Origin of the sequence: Labrys miyagiensis (assembly GCF_030160835.1) — a bacterium.
Classification (GTDB): Bacteria; Pseudomonadota; Alphaproteobacteria; order Rhizobiales; family Labraceae; genus Labrys; species Labrys miyagiensis.
This window is the reverse complement of sequence record NZ_BSPC01000011.1, coordinates 223,713-239,736: the sequence shown is the minus strand read 5'-3', so window position 1 is coordinate 239,736 and position 16,024 is coordinate 223,713. Positions and strand designations below refer to the sequence as shown.

Here is a 16,024-nt window from a genome sequence, read left to right as displayed (position 1 = left end):
TGGCAAGGGCCGTCAAGATGAGGAGGCGCACCTGGGGATAGCTTGATACCAGCCCCTTGGAATGCGCCTGGCCGCCAAAATGGGTGCGGTTTCCTACGCTGTCGCTGGTTCGTAGCGTACTCCCATCCACCGCGTAGCGGGCAAGACCTCGCCAGGCCTTGCCAGATTGGTGCCGCTCATCCCAGCACGATGCACTCAGCGCAAACAACTGGGCTAGCGGAGCTCGTCCCAAGCGCTGCCGTGCTTGTGTCAGCGCACTCTTGGCAATGTCTGGATTGACCTCATCCGGCAGCGTCAGATCAAGATGGGCTACCACCTCCGGGATCGACTGATGCCGATACAGCGCCAGAGCAATCACCAGCCAGATAACCTGCTCGGCTGGCAGCTTACGCTTGCGAACGCTGGCTCTGCCCGTGCTCGCAAGCACCTGGGCTATCCACGACACATCAATCGATCGCGATAGAGCCGACAGCTCCGGGTAATGCCCAATCGTACGCGCCATTCGAAAACAACCAGGGTGGGAAACTAATCCCACCCTGGTCGCTAAGTCCTATTTTTTCGTGCAATTCACCTTAAGTGAACCGCATTAGGTCGAAAGACCGGCCTTTTTGTCAGGCGGGAGCGGCGTCACACATTCCCGAGGGCGGCAAGTGGCATTTCCTCCAGCCTCGCACCATCATCGCCTTTGACGATTCCCAACCGCCTGTCATGGAGCTTGGCAAGCGAGGAACGATGGCCGATCGATACGACTGTCGTATCAGGCAAGGCTTGCCTCAGCAGATTGTAGAGGCCTCCCTCATTCTCTTCGTCCATGGCAGAGGTTGCCTCGTCGAGCAACAACCAAGCCGGCTTACGCAATATGGCCCGTGCTACGGAAATTCTTTGTTTCTCGCCGCCGGAAAGCACACTCGACCAATTCTCACTCGCTTCCAGCTTATCTGACCATTGCGGCAAACCAACCTGCTCCAGTGCTTTGGAAAACTGTTCCGTGCTGAAAGTACCAGCAGGAAGAGGATAGGCCATCGCTCCGGCCAACGTGCCCAGTGGGAAATATGGCTGCTGCGGCAGCAGCATCACGGACTCATCCCTGGGCAATGTAACTCTGCCCTTGCCATAGGGCCAGATGCCGGCCAACACCCGGAACAACGTGGTCTTGCCTGCCCCTGACTCGCCGGTCACCAAGGTCCGTTCGCCTTTGCGCAAGGCAAAAGCAAGCTTGTTGAGGAGGCGCTCTCCCGTCGGAAGACGGACATCGACATTGTCGCCCGAAATCGCAGCAACGCCCTTCGCCGGAACCACCTCGACACCATCGTTCCGTGCGGCATCCGCTTGCTCGATCGCATGATCGAAGGTTGTCAGACGATCAATAATAGCCTTGAACACCGCCAAGGTGGCATATGAAGTAATGAAGAAGGAGACTGAGCTCTGAACGTTGGTGAAAGCATCGGACGTTTGTTGAAGGTCACCAAATTTCATACTCTCCGTTGCAAAGTAAGCGGGTGCTAGCAAAACCAACGGGAATATAGCGTTTATTTGAGCATATCCCAATGTGACAATAGTCAATTTAAGATTCCTATAAATAATAGAGAGCGTATTATCGAAAATCGCTTTGTATCGTTCCAGCAATCCCACACGCTCCACCTCCTCCCCCTGCAACAATGCGATTTGCTCGCTGTTTTCGCGAACACGAACAAGATTGTAGCGGAAATCGGCCTCAACCTTTTGACGCCCGAACTGCAGTGGAATCAAGGGGCGTCCAACAAGATGAGTTATATAAGTTACTAGAATGGCAAACGCCAAGACCACCCAGACTAGATATCCAGGTACGTTGCTCAAATCGAAACCACCGACCTTGTAAGGGAATTGCGCCGAAATCGTCCACAAGATCTGTACGAAAGCGTATAAATTTAGCGATGTGCTGAATATATTGATGTAAAAATCGAATGACTGGTCCGTAAAATCTCTCACGTCTTCTGAAATTCGCTGATCAGGGTTGTCCGTTGATTTTCTATCAAGAGCAAGTCGATAGTGAACTTTGTCGGACAACCATTGCCGCATATAACGTTCGGTAAGCCATTCTCGCCAATGTAGTTTGAGTATTCCGGTTAGGTATGCCTCCGTCATGCCTCGAATGATCCAGATTGTAGCGAGGAACGTGAAGACGAGCAATTGCGTCCAGAATACAGAAGCATTCTTATCTTGCAGTGCGGTATAGAAAACATTGTACCAAAAATTAAATCTAACCAACAGATAGACCTGTATGACATTCAAAACGATAATGACACCGAAAAGTCCTAACCCGAGCGCCTTCAAACTCATGGGCCAGCGGCCGAAGATTCCCATTTCCAGTTGACTGCGATCCTTGGCCTCAAAGAACGGGTTAGCCATTTCTGCGATGCGCCGAATGACAGGTATGTAGCTGATCGCCAGGTGGGCGATCGCCAGGATCGCCGAAATTATCGAGGAGCCCGTTTGGGGTAGGAACGGCTGGAACGTCTCCGGGATCAGGCCAGCACCGTTTGCCGAAGCGACGAGAGCTAGCGCGACGAATGACACAGCAAACAGACCGATGAGAAACCGCATCACTAGCGGAACGCGGGTTTTGATAAGCGGCACGCCATCGGCGACGAGCAGGACAAGCAGAACAGCCAAAGAGAGGATTGGCAGATAAACTGGTACAGGTCCCGCAATTGTGCCCACCGCCAAACCAAGGGTGGCTAGGCCCGTGAGGCCCGCGAGAATTTTGATCATGGAGACGGCCTTTCGGGAGGGGTCGTGCCGGACAACGGCTTTTTAGCCAATCGCCTTCGAACATGGAGAATTTAGGTTAATACAACCCTGTCACGGGGCTTTCGCAGCCGCAAATGATCAAATTGTAAGGTTGTTCAGCTTTTTGTGAGGCTTGGCGGGCGCCGGCATCGTGCGCCGCTCACTGGAAGGCAATCGGCAAGGGGCAGCGCCCATAAAAAAGACGCGCCAAAGCGCGCCTCTGAATGTTTGTCGAGAGACTTTCCTGGCCTTCGGCCGGTGTATCCCTCTTTCATTGTTATGGTCTATTCCCCCTTCACGCGAACCGGTAGTCCCTTCCGCCTGAAGATTCTCGTATGGCTCAGACGGGCTTGAGATTACCCGCGGCAGCCTTGCCCGTCTTGCGGTCGGTCAGGATCTCGTAGCCGATCTTCTGGCCTTCCCGCAGTTCCGGCAAGCCGGCACGTTCAACAGCGGTGATGTGCACGAACACGTCGCGGCCACCGTCATCCGGCTGAATGAAGCCGTAACCCTTCTGGGTGTTGAACCATTTTACGGTTCCCGTGCTCATAGATAGTCCTTCACTTCGTTCCAAAGCATGGACGACCCACGGCTAACCGTGCATCGCCCGGTTCTGCGAAATTTGGGGAGGTGTCCTGAACGTACGCCCAGCTAAGCAAAGACGTACCGGCCCAGTCGTCCGGCCAAATCGACGCCAAATCGATATCACATGTTTATCGAAATCCACAAGGGTGCGGGGATGATCCACGAAAACACAGTTCTGCCATTCCTTGCTGGCACGGCATGTTCTATGGATGGCTGACCTGCCTGTGGACTTGCCTTTGGAATGATCGCCTTTCTACGCCCCTGCCTTGTCCTGCTCGCCCTTGCGGCGGCGACGCCCGCTCTTGCCGACAGCGCTGACCGCGACTGTTCGAAAGGTGCCGCCGAGCAGCGCATTCCCGCCTGCACCCAGCTTCTCGACCGGCCGATGGCGAAGTCGACCAAGGCCCTTGTCTATTTCCGGCGCGGCCAGGCTTTTGCCGAGACCGGCGACGACAACAAGGCAATCGACGATTTCAGCGCCGCGCTGGACCTGCGTCCCAAGGATGGCTCGAGCCTCACCGCCCGGGCTGATGCTCAGGCGCGCCTCGGCCATGCCGATGCGGCGCTGGCCGACTATGCGAGCGTGATCGCGCTCGACCGCCGCTCCTCCCTGCCCCTGGTCAATCGCGGCTTTGCCCTGCTGCAATTCGACCGCAACCAGGACGCCATCACCGATTTCGACGCGGCGATCGCCCTCAATGCCCGCGACGAGGAGGCCTGGAAGGGCCGTGGCGACGGCCATCGCGCCCTCGAGGAGCATATGGAGGCCATCGACGACTACACGCAGGCCATCCGCATCGACAAGACCTACAAGAACGCCCTCTACGGCCGGGCCCGCTCGCTGATCGAGCTGAAGGACTATCAGCGCGCCCTGGAAGACCTGCAGAAGGCGCTCGACCTCGATCCCGATTTCGACTCCGGCTATTTCAGCCGCGGCTATGTGGAATGGCAGCTCGGCGATACGGAGGCGGCGGTCGCCGACTACACCAAGGCCCTCGCCCTCGATACGGATTTTCCCGCCGCCCGGCTCGAGCGCGGGCAACTTTTCGCCTCGCTCCACCGCTATGACGAGGCGATGGCCGATTATGACGAGACGATCCGCGAAATGCCGTCGAGCGACCAGGCCTATGTCTCTCGCGGCATCGCCTGGCGGGAGCTTGGCGACTACGACAATTCGCTGGCCGACCTCACCAAGGCCCTGTCGCTGAAGAGCGGCGAAGGCGACACGCTGGAGGAGCGGTCGCTGACCTATCTCGCCGCCGACCGCTATGATGAAGCCCTGGCCGATGCCAATGCCGCCATCGCGGCCGACGCCACCGTGCCCGATTATTTCGTCACCCGCGCCCAGGTGCAGGAAGCCAAGGGCGACCGCGACAATGCCATCGCCGATTTCTCCAAGGCGCTGGAGCTCGACCCCGGCAGCAAGCCGGCCAAGGGCGGGCTGTCGCGGCTGGGGGCGACGCCGTGATTGGGGGGCGGGTCTTCAGGCCCGCCTGAACCGACACGCGCGCCAAGTGAAGAGCCGGGTCTGAAGACCCGCCCCCAATTAAATCCGCTCCAGCCAGTCCACCAGACGCTGTGTCGCTACACGCAGCTGCTCTGGGCTGCGCAGGTAGCACAGGCGCATGAAGCCCTCCCCACCGGCGCCGAAGGCCGTGCCGGGCGCAAGGCCCACATTGGCCTGGTCGACGATCTCGAGGCCGAGGCGGCGGACGTCTGGTTTCCCTTCCACCGCGAAGAACAGGTAGAAGGCCCCGTTCGCCGGCGCAAAGCGCACCTTGCCGGTGTTGCCCAGGCCCTTGACCACGATGTCGCGGCCCTGGCGGGCGCGGGCGATCTGGTGCTGCACGAAGCTCTCGCCTCGTTCGAGCGCCGCCACGCCGGCCCGTTGCAGGAAGGCGGCGATGCCGGAAGTCGAATATTGCAGGAGATTCTCGATCACCTGCCCGATTTCGGGCGGCGCCTCGATCCAGCCCATGCGCCAGCCGGTCATCGCCCAGTTCTTGGAGAAGGTGTCGGTGAAGATGATGCGGTCCTCCGGCGTGCGGATATCGCGGAAGGAGGGCGCGCGCGCGCCGGCATAATAGAAGCGGGTGTAGATCTCATCGGCGAAGATCCACAGCCCGTGCTTGCGCGAGAGGTCGAGCACGAAGGCCAGATCCTCTGGCGTGGCGACCCAGCCCGTCGGGTTGGAGGGCGAGTTGATGAAGATGCCGCGGGTGCGAGGCGTGATGGCGTCGCTGAGGCGCTGATAGTCGAGCTTCCAGCCTTCCTCGGTGAAGATTTGCGGCACCATCACCGGCTTGGCGCCGGCAACCCCGAGGGCCGCGGCGCAGTTCGGCCAGGCCGGCGTCGGCACGATCACCTCGTCGCCGGCGCCGGCGATGATGCGGACCACGGTCTGGATGGCATGCATGCCCGACTGGGTGACGAAGAAGCGTTCAGCCGAAAAAGGTTGGCCGAAGAGGTTGGTGTGGTAGCGCGCAAGCGCCTCGCGCAAATCGGGGATGCCGCGCTGCCAGGTGTAGAAGGTCTCGCCGGCGGCGAGCGAACGCGTCGCTGCTTCGGCGATGAAGGTGGGCGTGGGAACGTCCCCCTCCCCGGCCCAGAGCGGGATCAGGCCTTCGCGCAGCCGCCCGTAATTCATCACCTCGACGATGCCGCTCTCCGGCGCCCCCAGCGCCTCCGGCCGCAATCCGTCGAGAAAGGAGGGGGCGGGCGAAAGCTTCTCGGCAGCGGCAGTCACGGCGATGTCCTTGTGAAATCAAGACTTCACCATAGGGCATCCTCGGGCGCGCCGAAAACCAAATCTTGGAATGAGATCGATAGACGAGGCGAATGCCCAGCCAGCGCGCCCCTGTCGGATTCATACGCTCCAATGCTGGACGGATTACGCTTACGGTTGCGCGAGATGAGCCGCATGAGAAAAAAGCGCGCCGCTTGCGCCCCCTCGCCCCGTTTACGGGGAGAGGATAGAGGTGAGGGGCGGCGCGACCTTGGCAGGATTATTTTCTTAAATAGATCAAGCATGCACGATGAGACGAAGTGCATCGCTCGGATTTTCACCCGCTAGAACGCTAATCTCTGAGCTCTGTGCGGCCCCTCACCTCAATCCTCTCCCCGTAAGAACGGGGCGAGGGGACTTTGACGGCGCGCATACTTCTCATACGGCCCATCTCGCCCAGCCGAATGACTTGCGCCTTTCTTGTCCGGCTGAGGAAGCGCTCCGATCTCTACCCAGCGGCTCAGCGCTTGGCAGCCAACAGATCGCGAATTTCGGTCAGCAACTGTACATCCGCTGGCGGAACGGTGGGCTCGGGCGGCGGCGCGGGTTGCTTGCGCTTGAAGGTGTTGATGGCCTTGATTGCGAGGAACAGCACGAAAGCGATGATAATGAAGTTGACGGCCACGGTGACGAAATTGCCATAAGCAAACACGGCGCCGGCCTTCTTGGCGTCAGCGAGCGGGGTTCCCGCATTGACCGCGGCGCGGTTCGTCAGCTGAATATAGTAATTCGAGAAGTCGAGTCCGCCGATCGCGCCGAAGATCGGCATAATCAGATCGGTCACGAGCGAATCGACGATTTTTCCGAAAGCGGCGCCGATGATCACCGCAATGGCCAGATCGACAACATTGCCCTTGAGGGCAAAATCCTTGAATTCCTTAAGCATGAAACCTCCGCTCGCAGAGTAAGGAGGCATGCTAACCCAATCATTCCGGACGAGTCAGCTCAAAAGTCCTTTCCACCACAGCATAATCCTTGTAGCCGAGCCGCGAGACGATGCGCAGAGCCGCCGTGTCCACCCTACCGTCCTTGATGAAACGGTCGTCAACATAGATGCCCACCACCTCGCCGCAGACGAGCCAGGCATCGCTCGGCTGGCCCTCGGCGTCGACGAGGTGGATGGTCTGGGTCCACCGGCATTCCAGCGCAGCCGCCGCCTTGGCGACGCGTGGCGGCTTGACGAGGCGCGAGGGCGCCGCCTCGATGCGCGCATGCTCCATCTCGCTCTGCCCGCGCGGCAGATGAGCCGAGGTGGCGTTCATGTCGTGCATGAGGTCCTCGGTGACGAGGTTGCAGACGAACTCCTTCGTTTCCTCGGCGAAAACAACGCTGTCCTTGCGGCCATCGGCGGCAAAGCCCACCAGATGCGGGCGGGCCTGGAAGGCATTGAAGAAGGAAAAGGGCGCGAGATTGATCGCCCCTGCAGCCGACTGCGTGGTGATCCAGCCGATCGGACGCGGCGCCACCAGGGCCTTGAACGGATCATGCGGCAGGCCGTGGTCGCCCTTGCGGGGTTCGTAGAACATCGCCGCCTCAATCGGCCAGGGTTGCGGCGAGGCGCCGGAGGAAGCCGGCGCAGGCCTCGAATTCCGACAGCGCCATCCATTCATCGGCGCCATGCGCCTGCTTGATCGAACCGGGGCCGCAGATCACGGTGGGTACGCCGGCGAGCTGGAAATGTCCGGCCTCGGTGCCGTAGGACACGGCCTGCGTGCCGTTGCGTCCGGCAAGATAGAGGGCGAGGGTCTCGGCCTGCGAACCGGGATCCGGCGCCAGAGGCGGCACGGAGACGTCCTGCATGGTGACGATATCGGCCTCGGGGGCATTCTGCCTCAGGCGCGGCAGCACCACTTCCCGGCTGAAGGCGCGGATGCGGTCGGGCACGAAGGCCACCGGCAGGGACGGCAGGCCGCGGCATTCCCAGACGATGCGCGCTTCGTCCGGCACGATGTTGATGGCCGTGCCGGCGGTGAGGAGGCCCGCCTGCACGGTGGAATAGGCGGGATCGAAACGGCCGGAGCCATCGCCCGCCGCCCTCAACTCGTCGGCGATGTCGTCGAGATGGACGATGATGCGCGCCGCCGCATGCAGGGCATTGGCGCCGAGCGCCGGCATGGCCGAATGGGCCGGCCGGCCCGTCACTAGGGTGACGTAGCCCGAGAGGGACTTCTGCGCATCCACCACCTCCATCAAGGTCGGCTCGCCGACGATGCAGGCGCGCGGCAGCGGCATCTCCGTGCCGAAGCGGCGGATCATGTCGAGGCTGCCGAGACAGTTGATCTCCTCGTCATAGGAGATGGCGAGATGGATCGGCTCCTTCAGGCCCATCGTCAGGAACTCCGGCACCAGCGCCAGGGCGGTGGCGACGAAGCCCTTCATGTCGCAGGTGCCGCGGCCATAGAGCCTGTCGTCGGCAAGCCGCGCCTCGAAGGGCGACGAACTCCAGGCCTGTCCTTCCACCGGCACGACATCGACATGCCCGGAGAGCACGACGCCGGGCTTGTCCACCGGGCCGATGGTGGCGAAGAGCGCCGCCTTGTCGCCGGCCGGGTTGGGCAGACGGATAGCCTCGACGCCATGGGCGGCGAGATAGTCGGCGATGAAATCGATCAGCGCGAGGTTGGAGCGGGAACTGATGCTGTCGAAGGCGACGAGCTTGGCGGTGAGTTCGACGGGGGTGTAGCGGGGCGCGGACATGATTCTTTCCGGGTGCACGGGCATCTTGCCCGTCCTTCCTCTGTCGTAAAGCGTCCCGTTTCCAAGAACGGGCAGGATGCCCGTGCACCCGGGGCCAGGTTTTACGCGTTCACCAGCTCTTCCGTCTCCGCCTTGTCGAAGGCGTAGCGGGTGTTGCAGAACTCGCAGGTGACGACGATGGAACCATCGTCGGCCACCATGTCGCGCCGGTCCTGCTGCGAGAAATTGCGCAGCATGCCCGTCACGGCCTCGCGCGAGCAGCGGCACTTCTCGACCACGGGCGAGCTCTCGAACACGCGGGCGCCGCGCTCGTGGAACAGGCGGTAGAGCAGCTCCTCGGCCGGCACGTTCGGATCGGTCAGCTCATGATCCTCCACCGTGCCCATCAGCAGCTTGGCCTCGACCCAGGAATCATCTTCCAGGTCGTGCTCGCGCTGCTCCAGGATCTCGGCTCCCTCCGGCGCGTCGCCGGGCGGCAGATCGGCCATGCGCATGCGCTCGGGCGAGGTGGGCAGGAACTGGATCATCATGCCGCCGGCGCGCCAGCTCTGGCCCTCGCCCGCGACATAATTCTCGGCAACCGCCAGGCGCACGCGGGTCGGGATCTGTTCGGACTGGCGGAAATATTGGTCCGCCGCCGCCTCCAGGCTCTCGCCCTCCAGGGCGACGATGCCCTGGTAGCGCGCCATCTCCGGCCCCTGGTCGATGGTCATGGCGAGGTGCCCCTGGCCAAGCAGGTCGATGGTGCTGGTCTTGCCGGCGGCAATCGCCTCGGCCACGGCGTCCTTGTCGAAGGTCGCGCAGGCTCGCACGCGGTCCGGCGCCTGGAAGTCGACGACCAGCATGCGCACGGGCCCATCGGTGCGGGTCTGCAGGATGAAGCGGCCGTCGAACTTCAGCGTGGTGCCGAGCATCAGGGTCAGCGCCGTCGCTTCGCCGAGGGCGCGCGAAACCGGCGCCGGATAATCGTGCCGGCGCAGGATGGTATCGATGGCAGGGCCGAGCCGCACGACACGGCCGCGTACATCCAGGCCTTCGGCCTGGAACGGGAGGATGTGGTCATCCCCCATCAAGTGAGAGTCTGTCATGCAGCAGCCTGTCCGAAGCACCAGGCGAGCACGCCCTTCTGGGCATGCAGGCGGTTCTCGGCCTCGTCGAACACCACCGATTGCGGCCCGTCGATCACCTCGTCCGTGACTTCCTCGCCGCGGTGGGCGGGCAGGCAGTGCATGAACAGGGCATCCGGCTTGGCGGCCGCCATCAGCTTGGCGTTGACCTGGTAGGGTTTGAGAAGATTGTGGCGGTGGCCTTCCTTGTCGCCCATCGACACCCAGCAATCGGTGACGATGCAGTCGGCGCCATCGGCCATCTCGAAGGGATCGGTGCTGATCTCGAGACGCCCGCGATTGGCTTTCATCCAGTCGACCAGCTCCTGGCGTACCGTGAGCTCGCCCGGCGCGGCCACGCGCATGGTGAAGTCGAAGCGCTGGGCAGCCTCGATCCAGGAAGCCAGCACATTGTTGGCATCGCCTGTCCAGGTCACCGTCTTGCCCTTGATCGGGCCGCGATGCTCCTCATAGGTGAGGACGTCGGCCATGATCTGGCAGGGATGGGACAGCTTTGTCAGGCCGTTGATGACCGGGATCGAGGCATTGGCCGCGAGCTCGCGCACGGCGGCATGGTCGAGCATGCGGATCATCACCGCATCGACATAGCGCGAGAGCACTCGGGCCGTGTCGGCGATGGTTTCGCCACGGCCGAGCTGCATTTCAGCGCCGGTGAGCATCAGCGTCTCGCCGCCGAGCTCGCGCATGCCGACATCGAAGGAGACGCGCGTGCGGGTCGAGGGCTGCTCGAACACCATGGCCAATACCTTGCCGGTGAGCGGGCGCTCGACCGCCACCGCGCCCTTGACGCGCTGGGACTTGATCGAAGCGGCGAGGTCGAGAACGGTCCGCAGTTCCGGTGCGGAAATCTCCGAAAGATCGAGAAAATGCTTCAACATGATCAGTTTCCGGCAGTCTTCAGCTTGCGCGAGAGGGCAACACAGGCAGCCTCGATACGGCGCACGCCTTCGAGAATCTCCTCGTCGGTGATGATCAGCGGCGGCAGCAGGCGCATAACATTGTCGCCGGCGGGAATGGCTACCAGCCTCTCGGCGCGTAGGGCAGCGGCGAACTCGGCCGGGCTGATGGCGGCCCTGGTCTTGATGCCCAGCATCAGGCCCTCGCCCCGGATCTCCTCGATCACATCGGGGAAGCGGTCCTTCAGCTCGGCGAGACGCTGGCGCAGCAGCAGGCCGGCCTGCGCGACATGCTGCAGGAAGCCCTCCTCCAGCACGACGTCGAGCACGGCATTGCCAACCGCCATGGCGAGCGGATTGCCGCCGAAAGTGGTGCCGTGCACGCCGGCCGTCATGCCCTTGGCCGCCTCGAAGGTGGCTAGGCAGGCCCCCATCGGGAAGCCACCGCCGATACCCTTGGCCACCGCCATGATATCCGGGGTCACGCCGGACCATTCATGCGCGAAGAACTTGCCGGTGCGCCCGACGCCGGTCTGCACCTCGTCGAAGATGAGCAGGATACCCTTGGCGTCGCAGAGCTGGCGCATGCCCCTCAGGCAGATCTGCGGCAGCGTGCGGATGCCGCCCTCGCCTTGGATCGGCTCGACCAGGATGGCGCCGGTCTCGGGCGTGATGGCCCGGTCCAGCGCCTCATGGTCACCGAAGGGGATCTGATCGAAGCCGTCGACCTTGGGGCCGAAGCCTTCGAGATACTTGGCCTGGCCGCCGGCCGCGATGGTGGCGAGCGTGCGGCCGTGGAAGGCGCCCTCGAAGGTGAGGATGCGATAGCGCTCGGGCTGGCCGTTGGCCGAGTGATATTTGCGCGCCATCTTGATGGCGCACTCCAGCGCCTCCGCACCCGAATTGGTGAAGAAGACGAGATCGGCAAAGGTGGCGTCGGTGAGCCGGCGCGCCAGCTTCTCGCCAAGCGGCATCTGAAAGATGTTGGAGGTGTGCCAGATCTTCTGGGCCTGGTCCGTCAGAGCCTTGACCAGATGGGGATGGGCATGGCCGAGCGAATTCACCGCGATGCCGGCGCCGAAATCGAGATAGCGCTCGCCGTCCGAACCAACCATCCACACGCCCTCGCCTCGCTCGAAAGCCACATCCGCGCGGGCATAGGTCGGCAGGATGGCCGATTGAGCGGGATCATGGGGCTGAGCGGTTTTCACGGAGGCGGTCACGGGATTGGCTTTCAGAATGTGGCTGGTTCGAACAGTCCTAAGGGGTGAAGATGACAGGGCTAAAAAATCAAAACGCCGCCCCAAGGGACGGCTGTTTCACGAAGTATATTAGGCGTGAGGGCGTTGAAGTCAATGGCAGCGTTGGCGGACGGAATAGGCTTGGACTTATGCTCCCGAATTGCGTGCATGCCTGTTGCCGCCCTGGTCGCGGGCATCTTCTTCTACTCTTGCCAAACCGGCCCGACCCTATCACCCTCATTCTCCACCCCGAGACCCTCCCATGTCTGTGCTCACCCTGCTCGCCTTCGCTCTCGTCGCCTCGGTCGCCATCGCGACTCCCGGCCCGACCGTCTTGCTCGCACTGACCAATGGCTCACGTTTTGGCGTAAGACGCGCCTGTGCTGGCATGCTTGGCGCCGTGCTGTCGGATTTCGTGCTGGTGGGCGCCGTGGCAGTGGGCCTTGGTGCACTGCTCGCGGCCTCCGAATTCTGGTTCGCTGTCGTGAAGTGGATCGGTGTCGCTTACCTGGCTTATCTCGGCCTCATGATGCTGCGCTCCAAAGGCACGCTCGACTCATCCCTGCGCGCCCCTGCCACCGACGATCCCAAATCGGCTCGCGCCATTTTCCTGAAGAGCTTCCTGGTCGCCGTCACCAACCCCAAGGGCTATCTGTTCTGCTCGGCCCTGCTGCCGCAATTCATCGCCCCAAGCGCGCCGCAGATCCCGCAATATCTGATCATTGCCATCGTCTTCGCCGCGATCGACTTTGCCATCATGTTCGCCTACGCCATGCTCGGCGCCCAGGCCATCCGCCTCCTCAAGAGATCCGGCGCACTCTGGCTCGACCGCATCTGCGGCTGCGCGCTGCTGGCCCTGTCGGGTTCGCTGGCCCTCTATCGGCGCGCGCCGGCGTGAGGAAAATTTCCTCCTGGCCATAACAGCCGGCACAATGAACTGCATCGTCCTTCAGTTCACGATGCGCTTGGCATAGGGGCTGTCGAGCGAGAAGGCGGGGATCTCGACATCGAAGCTCTCGCCGCTGTCTGCGACCATCTGATAGGTGCCGACCATCATGCCCGACGGCGTGCCGAGCGGGCAGCCCGAGGTATATTCGAAGCGCTCGCCGGGATCGAGCACCGGTTGCTGGCCGATCACGCCGGGTCCGCGCACTTCCTCGCGGCGGCCGCTCTCATCGGTGATCTGCCAGGCGCGTGAGCGCAGTTGCACTGTTTCCGGGCCCATATTCACGATCTCGATCGTATAGGCCCAGAAATAACGCCCGTCGGACGGCCGCGACTCGCCGGGCACGTATTTCGGCCGGACCGTCACTTTGATGTGGCGCGTGATGCGGGTGTACATGCCTTGGTTTACGCCCGAGGCGGGGCTTCGGTCAAACCTTCGCGGCCGGACGCGACAGGCCCTGGGCGAGGAGAGCGAACAGCGCGGCGAGCACGAGCGCCCCGGCCGCGCCATAGGACGCCAGGGTGAAATCGCCGGTGACGTCATGCAGATGGCCGGCGGCGGAAGGGCCGACGATCTGGCCGACGCTGAAAGCCACCGTCATCACCGCCAGCAGGCGCTGCGGATTGCCGCTGATGCGCTCGCGCGCCGCCACCAGGCCGAGCGCCGTGATGCCCATGAAGGTGCCGCCCAGGAGCACGGCGGCCAGCAGCATGCCCGCTTCCGTCGCGACGGCCGCGGAGGCCCCCACCCCGATGGCCTCGATGATGCAGGCGGCGGCAAAGGCGACGAGCGTGCCCTGGCGGGCGGCGATCACCAGCCACAGCGTGACGGAGAAGGCCGCGCTGGCGCCGACGAGGAACCAGGTATAGGGCTCGATCGCCCAGAGTTTGGGATCGGCGCGGATGATGGCGACCAGGAAAGTGGCGGTCACGACGTAGCCGAGACCGAACAGTCCATAGGCCAGCACGAGGGGGGCGAGGCCGCCGCTGAACCGCGCCTTGGCCGGCTGGCGCGCGGCCTGCCTGGGCGGCTCCTCGTCGATCTTGGCCACCGCCATGCCGGCCAGGAGGATCGAGACCAGGCCGGTGAGCAGCCAGTCTGTGCGCCAGTCGAGCCCTGCTTGCTCGACGATCAGCACGAGGAGAGCCGATAGTGCGATGCCGACGCCGACACCGGCGAAGAGGATACCCGGCGCCCGCTTGTCGCCGCGGGCAGCGCTGCGCTCCAGCACGAGCCCGCTGGCAAGGACCAGCACGCCGGCGCTGGCAAAGCCCCCGATGAAGCGCACCGCCATCATCGCCCAGAAATCGGAGAGGCCCGCCATGGCGAGCGTGGTGAGGCAGCTCACGCCAAGACAGGCGGCGAGCACCAGGCGGCGGGAACCTGGTATCGGCAGCGCGGCGGCGAGCGCCCCGGCGAGATAGCCGACGAAATTGGCGGAGGCGATCAGCCCCGCCTGCCCGCCCGTGAGGCCGAGATCGGCCATCATGCCCGGCAGGATGGGCGTATAGACGAAGCGGCCGACGCCAAGCCCGGCGGCCAATGCCGCCAGACCGCCGACGGCAAGGGAATTGGGCTGGTTCCGGGCCATGACGTCAGGCCCTGTAAAGGATATGAGCGGCAAAGGGATGCATGAAAGACCTGTGGCAGTCGCGAGTTCTGAAAAGGCTTGAGACCGTGCTAGCAAGAAATGGCAGGCGAGACAAAGCGGCAGGATGTTCCGAGCTTGTGGCGGTCCGCTTCCGTCCTTGCGATCGCAGTGAAGCAATCCAGGTCGGAGGGGCTGTCTACGGATCGGCACACCGCGCATTGCCGACTCCCCGGCGAGACTCCATGCTGCGGGTCGACCACCCCTTCACAGGACCATCCCCATGTCCGAGCCCGTCATTCTCGTCGATCCCCTCCCCCGCACGCTCGACCTGATCATGACGCCGCCGGTGCGGGCGCGCCTCGAAAGGCTTGGACGCCTTGTCATCTCGGAGGAGCAGCCGATGAGCGAGGAGGAGATCGAACGGCTGCTGCCGGAGACGGTGGCGATCCTCGGCCAGACGGCGATGCCGCGCGAGCGGCTGGAGCGGGCGCCGAAGCTGAAGGCCATCATCAATGTCGAGACGAATTTCCTGCCCAATATCGACTACGCCGCCTGCCAGGAGCGCGGCATCTGGGTGATCACGCCCGGTTCCGCCTTCGCCGCGCCGGTGGCCGAGACCACGCTCGGCCTGTGCATCGACCTTGCCCGCGGCATCAGCGCGGCCGACCGCGCCTTTCGCGAAGGCACGGAAACCTACGGGCTGGAGGCCAATGTCGACACGATCCGCTTCGAGGGCTCATCCGTTGGCATCGTCGGTTTCGGCGATCTCGGCCGCAAGTTCCGCGAGTTGATCCGCCCCTTCCGCAACGAGGTGCGGGTTTTCGATCCCTGGCTGCCCGCCGAGATCATCGAGCGGATGGATTGCCGGCAAAGCGATCTCGATACGCTGCTCGCCGAGAGCCAGTTCGTGGTTGTCTTCGCCTCCGTGACGACGGAAAACGCCCATTTCATCGGCGCGCGGGAATTCGCCCTGATGCGCAAGGGCACCGCCTTCCTCCTGATGAGCCGCGCCGCGGTGGTGGATTTCCCGGCGATGCTCGATGCGGCCCGAGGCGGCCATATCCGCGCCGCCACCGATGTCTTTCCGGTGGAGCCGGTACCGGCGGACGATCCCGTGCGCACCACGCCGAACATGATCTTCTCGGCGCACCGCTCCGGCGGCACCAACGACGCCCTCCTCCAGATCGGCAGCATGGCCGTCGCCGATCTCGAACTCATCCTGCGCGGCCTGCCACCGCAACTCTGCCGCCGCGCCGACCCCACCATCGCCGCCCGCCTGCGCTCCCAGCCGGTGAGCAGGACGTGAGCTAAAGCGTTTTGCGATTTGACGGCATCGGCAAGAATCGCAAAGGCGCGTCGAAACAGAGAGTTGGAGCATTGCAGCGTT

At 63.1% G+C, this 16,024-nt stretch carries 15 protein-coding genes; 3 read left to right on the top strand and 12 right to left on the bottom strand.

Features of this window, described 5'->3' with window-relative positions; genetic code table 11:
* The 3 genes from QQL24_RS07540 to QQL24_RS07530 form a co-directional block, all read right to left on the bottom strand.
* A partial coding sequence (locus tag QQL24_RS07540) for a transposase domain-containing protein (RefSeq protein WP_284311320.1) occupies positions 1–502 on the bottom strand: 502 nt, incomplete at its 3' end.
* Positions 503–627: 125 nt separating this feature from the next.
* Positions 628–2,751: an ABC transporter ATP-binding protein/permease gene (locus QQL24_RS07535; RefSeq protein WP_284311319.1), complete on the bottom strand. Its 2,124-nt coding sequence runs from the start codon at positions 2,749–2,751 to the stop codon at positions 628–630.
* A 358-nt stretch (positions 2,752–3,109) separates the two neighbouring features.
* Positions 3,110–3,319: a cold-shock protein gene (locus tag QQL24_RS07530; protein ID WP_284311317.1), complete on the bottom strand. Its 210-nt coding sequence runs from the start codon at positions 3,317–3,319 to the stop codon at positions 3,110–3,112.
* Positions 3,320–3,595: 276 nt separating this feature from the next.
* On the opposite strand from QQL24_RS07530, the gene QQL24_RS07525 reads away from it, so the two are divergent.
* Positions 3,596–4,822, top strand: coding sequence for a tetratricopeptide repeat protein (locus tag QQL24_RS07525; RefSeq protein WP_284311315.1), 1,227 nt, complete (start codon positions 3,596–3,598; stop codon positions 4,820–4,822).
* Between the two features lie 78 nt (positions 4,823–4,900).
* Here QQL24_RS07525 and QQL24_RS07520 read toward each other — a convergent pair whose 3' ends face one another.
* From QQL24_RS07520 to QQL24_RS07490, 7 genes are all read right to left on the bottom strand, one after another.
* Positions 4,901–6,100, bottom strand: a complete 1,200-nt coding sequence (locus QQL24_RS07520; protein ID WP_284311312.1) for a pyridoxal phosphate-dependent aminotransferase — start codon at positions 6,098–6,100, stop codon at positions 4,901–4,903.
* A gap of 499 nt (positions 6,101–6,599) precedes the next feature.
* Positions 6,600–7,025 (bottom strand): large conductance mechanosensitive channel protein MscL, encoded by a 426-nt coding sequence (mscL, locus tag QQL24_RS07515; RefSeq protein ID WP_284311310.1) that lies wholly within the window; start codon positions 7,023–7,025, stop codon positions 6,600–6,602.
* Positions 7,026–7,065: 40 nt separating this feature from the next.
* A complete protein-coding gene (locus QQL24_RS07510; RefSeq protein WP_284311309.1) occupies positions 7,066–7,665 on the bottom strand; it encodes a flavin reductase family protein in 600 nt (199 codons plus the stop codon).
* A 7-nt stretch (positions 7,666–7,672) separates the two neighbouring features.
* On the bottom strand, positions 7,673–8,836 hold the full coding sequence (gene argE / locus QQL24_RS07505) for an acetylornithine deacetylase (protein WP_284311308.1): 1,164 nt from the start codon (positions 8,834–8,836) through the stop codon (positions 7,673–7,675).
* A 101-nt stretch (positions 8,837–8,937) separates the two neighbouring features.
* Positions 8,938–9,924, bottom strand: coding sequence for an Hsp33 family molecular chaperone (locus tag QQL24_RS07500; RefSeq protein ID WP_284311306.1), 987 nt, complete (start codon positions 9,922–9,924; stop codon positions 8,938–8,940).
* Entirely contained in the window at positions 9,921–10,841 is a 921-nt protein-coding gene (argF, locus tag QQL24_RS07495; RefSeq protein ID WP_284311305.1) for an ornithine carbamoyltransferase, read from the bottom strand. Before argF ends, QQL24_RS07500 begins: the two co-directional genes overlap by 4 nt.
* Positions 10,842–10,843: 2 nt before the next feature.
* Entirely contained in the window at positions 10,844–12,082 is a 1,239-nt protein-coding gene (locus QQL24_RS07490; RefSeq protein ID WP_284311304.1) for an aspartate aminotransferase family protein, read from the bottom strand.
* 280 nt (positions 12,083–12,362) lie between these two features.
* On the opposite strand from QQL24_RS07490, the gene QQL24_RS07485 reads away from it, so the two are divergent.
* Complete coding sequence (locus tag QQL24_RS07485) at positions 12,363–12,998, top strand: LysE family translocator (RefSeq protein ID WP_284311303.1); 636 nt, start codon at positions 12,363–12,365, stop codon at positions 12,996–12,998.
* A 51-nt stretch (positions 12,999–13,049) separates the two neighbouring features.
* On the opposite strand, the gene apaG is transcribed toward QQL24_RS07485, so the two are convergent.
* A complete protein-coding gene (gene apaG, locus QQL24_RS07480) occupies positions 13,050–13,442 on the bottom strand; it encodes a Co2+/Mg2+ efflux protein ApaG (RefSeq protein WP_284311301.1) in 393 nt (130 codons plus the stop codon).
* A 31-nt stretch (positions 13,443–13,473) separates the two neighbouring features.
* Complete coding sequence (locus tag QQL24_RS07475; protein ID WP_284311299.1) at positions 13,474–14,637, bottom strand: YbfB/YjiJ family MFS transporter; 1,164 nt, start codon at positions 14,635–14,637, stop codon at positions 13,474–13,476.
* A gap of 280 nt (positions 14,638–14,917) precedes the next feature.
* Between QQL24_RS07475 and QQL24_RS07470 the strand changes: the two genes are divergently transcribed.
* Complete coding sequence (locus tag QQL24_RS07470) at positions 14,918–15,943, top strand: hydroxyacid dehydrogenase (protein ID WP_284311298.1); 1,026 nt, start codon at positions 14,918–14,920, stop codon at positions 15,941–15,943.
* Positions 15,944–16,024 lie beyond the last annotated feature (81 nt).

What these genes read in the sequence shown, in the direction of transcription:
- QQL24_RS07535 (WP_284311319.1), bottom strand. Translation starts at nt 2,751, where the DNA reads ATGATCAAAATTCTCGCGGGCCTCACGGGCCTAGCCACCCTTGGTTTG.
- QQL24_RS07530 (WP_284311317.1), bottom strand. Translation starts at nt 3,319, where the DNA reads ATGAGCACGGGAACCGTAAAATGGTTCAACACCCAGAAGGGTTACGGC.
- QQL24_RS07525 (WP_284311315.1), top strand. Translation starts at nt 3,596, where the DNA reads ATGATCGCCTTTCTACGCCCCTGCCTTGTCCTGCTCGCCCTTGCGGCG.
- mscL (WP_284311310.1), bottom strand. Translation starts at nt 7,025, where the DNA reads ATGCTTAAGGAATTCAAGGATTTTGCCCTCAAGGGCAATGTTGTCGAT.
- QQL24_RS07510 (WP_284311309.1), bottom strand. Translation starts at nt 7,665, where the DNA reads ATGTTCTACGAACCCCGCAAGGGCGACCACGGCCTGCCGCATGATCCG.
- argE (WP_284311308.1), bottom strand. Translation starts at nt 8,836, where the DNA reads ATGTCCGCGCCCCGCTACACCCCCGTCGAACTCACCGCCAAGCTCGTC.
- QQL24_RS07500 (WP_284311306.1), bottom strand. Translation starts at nt 9,924, where the DNA reads ATGACAGACTCTCACTTGATGGGGGATGACCACATCCTCCCGTTCCAG.
- argF (WP_284311305.1), bottom strand. Translation starts at nt 10,841, where the DNA reads ATGTTGAAGCATTTTCTCGATCTTTCGGAGATTTCCGCACCGGAACTG.
- QQL24_RS07485 (WP_284311303.1), top strand. Translation starts at nt 12,363, where the DNA reads ATGTCTGTGCTCACCCTGCTCGCCTTCGCTCTCGTCGCCTCGGTCGCC.
- apaG (WP_284311301.1), bottom strand. Translation starts at nt 13,442, where the DNA reads ATGTACACCCGCATCACGCGCCACATCAAAGTGACGGTCCGGCCGAAA.
- QQL24_RS07475 (WP_284311299.1), bottom strand. Translation starts at nt 14,637, where the DNA reads ATGGCCCGGAACCAGCCCAATTCCCTTGCCGTCGGCGGTCTGGCGGCA.
- QQL24_RS07470 (WP_284311298.1), top strand. Translation starts at nt 14,918, where the DNA reads ATGTCCGAGCCCGTCATTCTCGTCGATCCCCTCCCCCGCACGCTCGAC.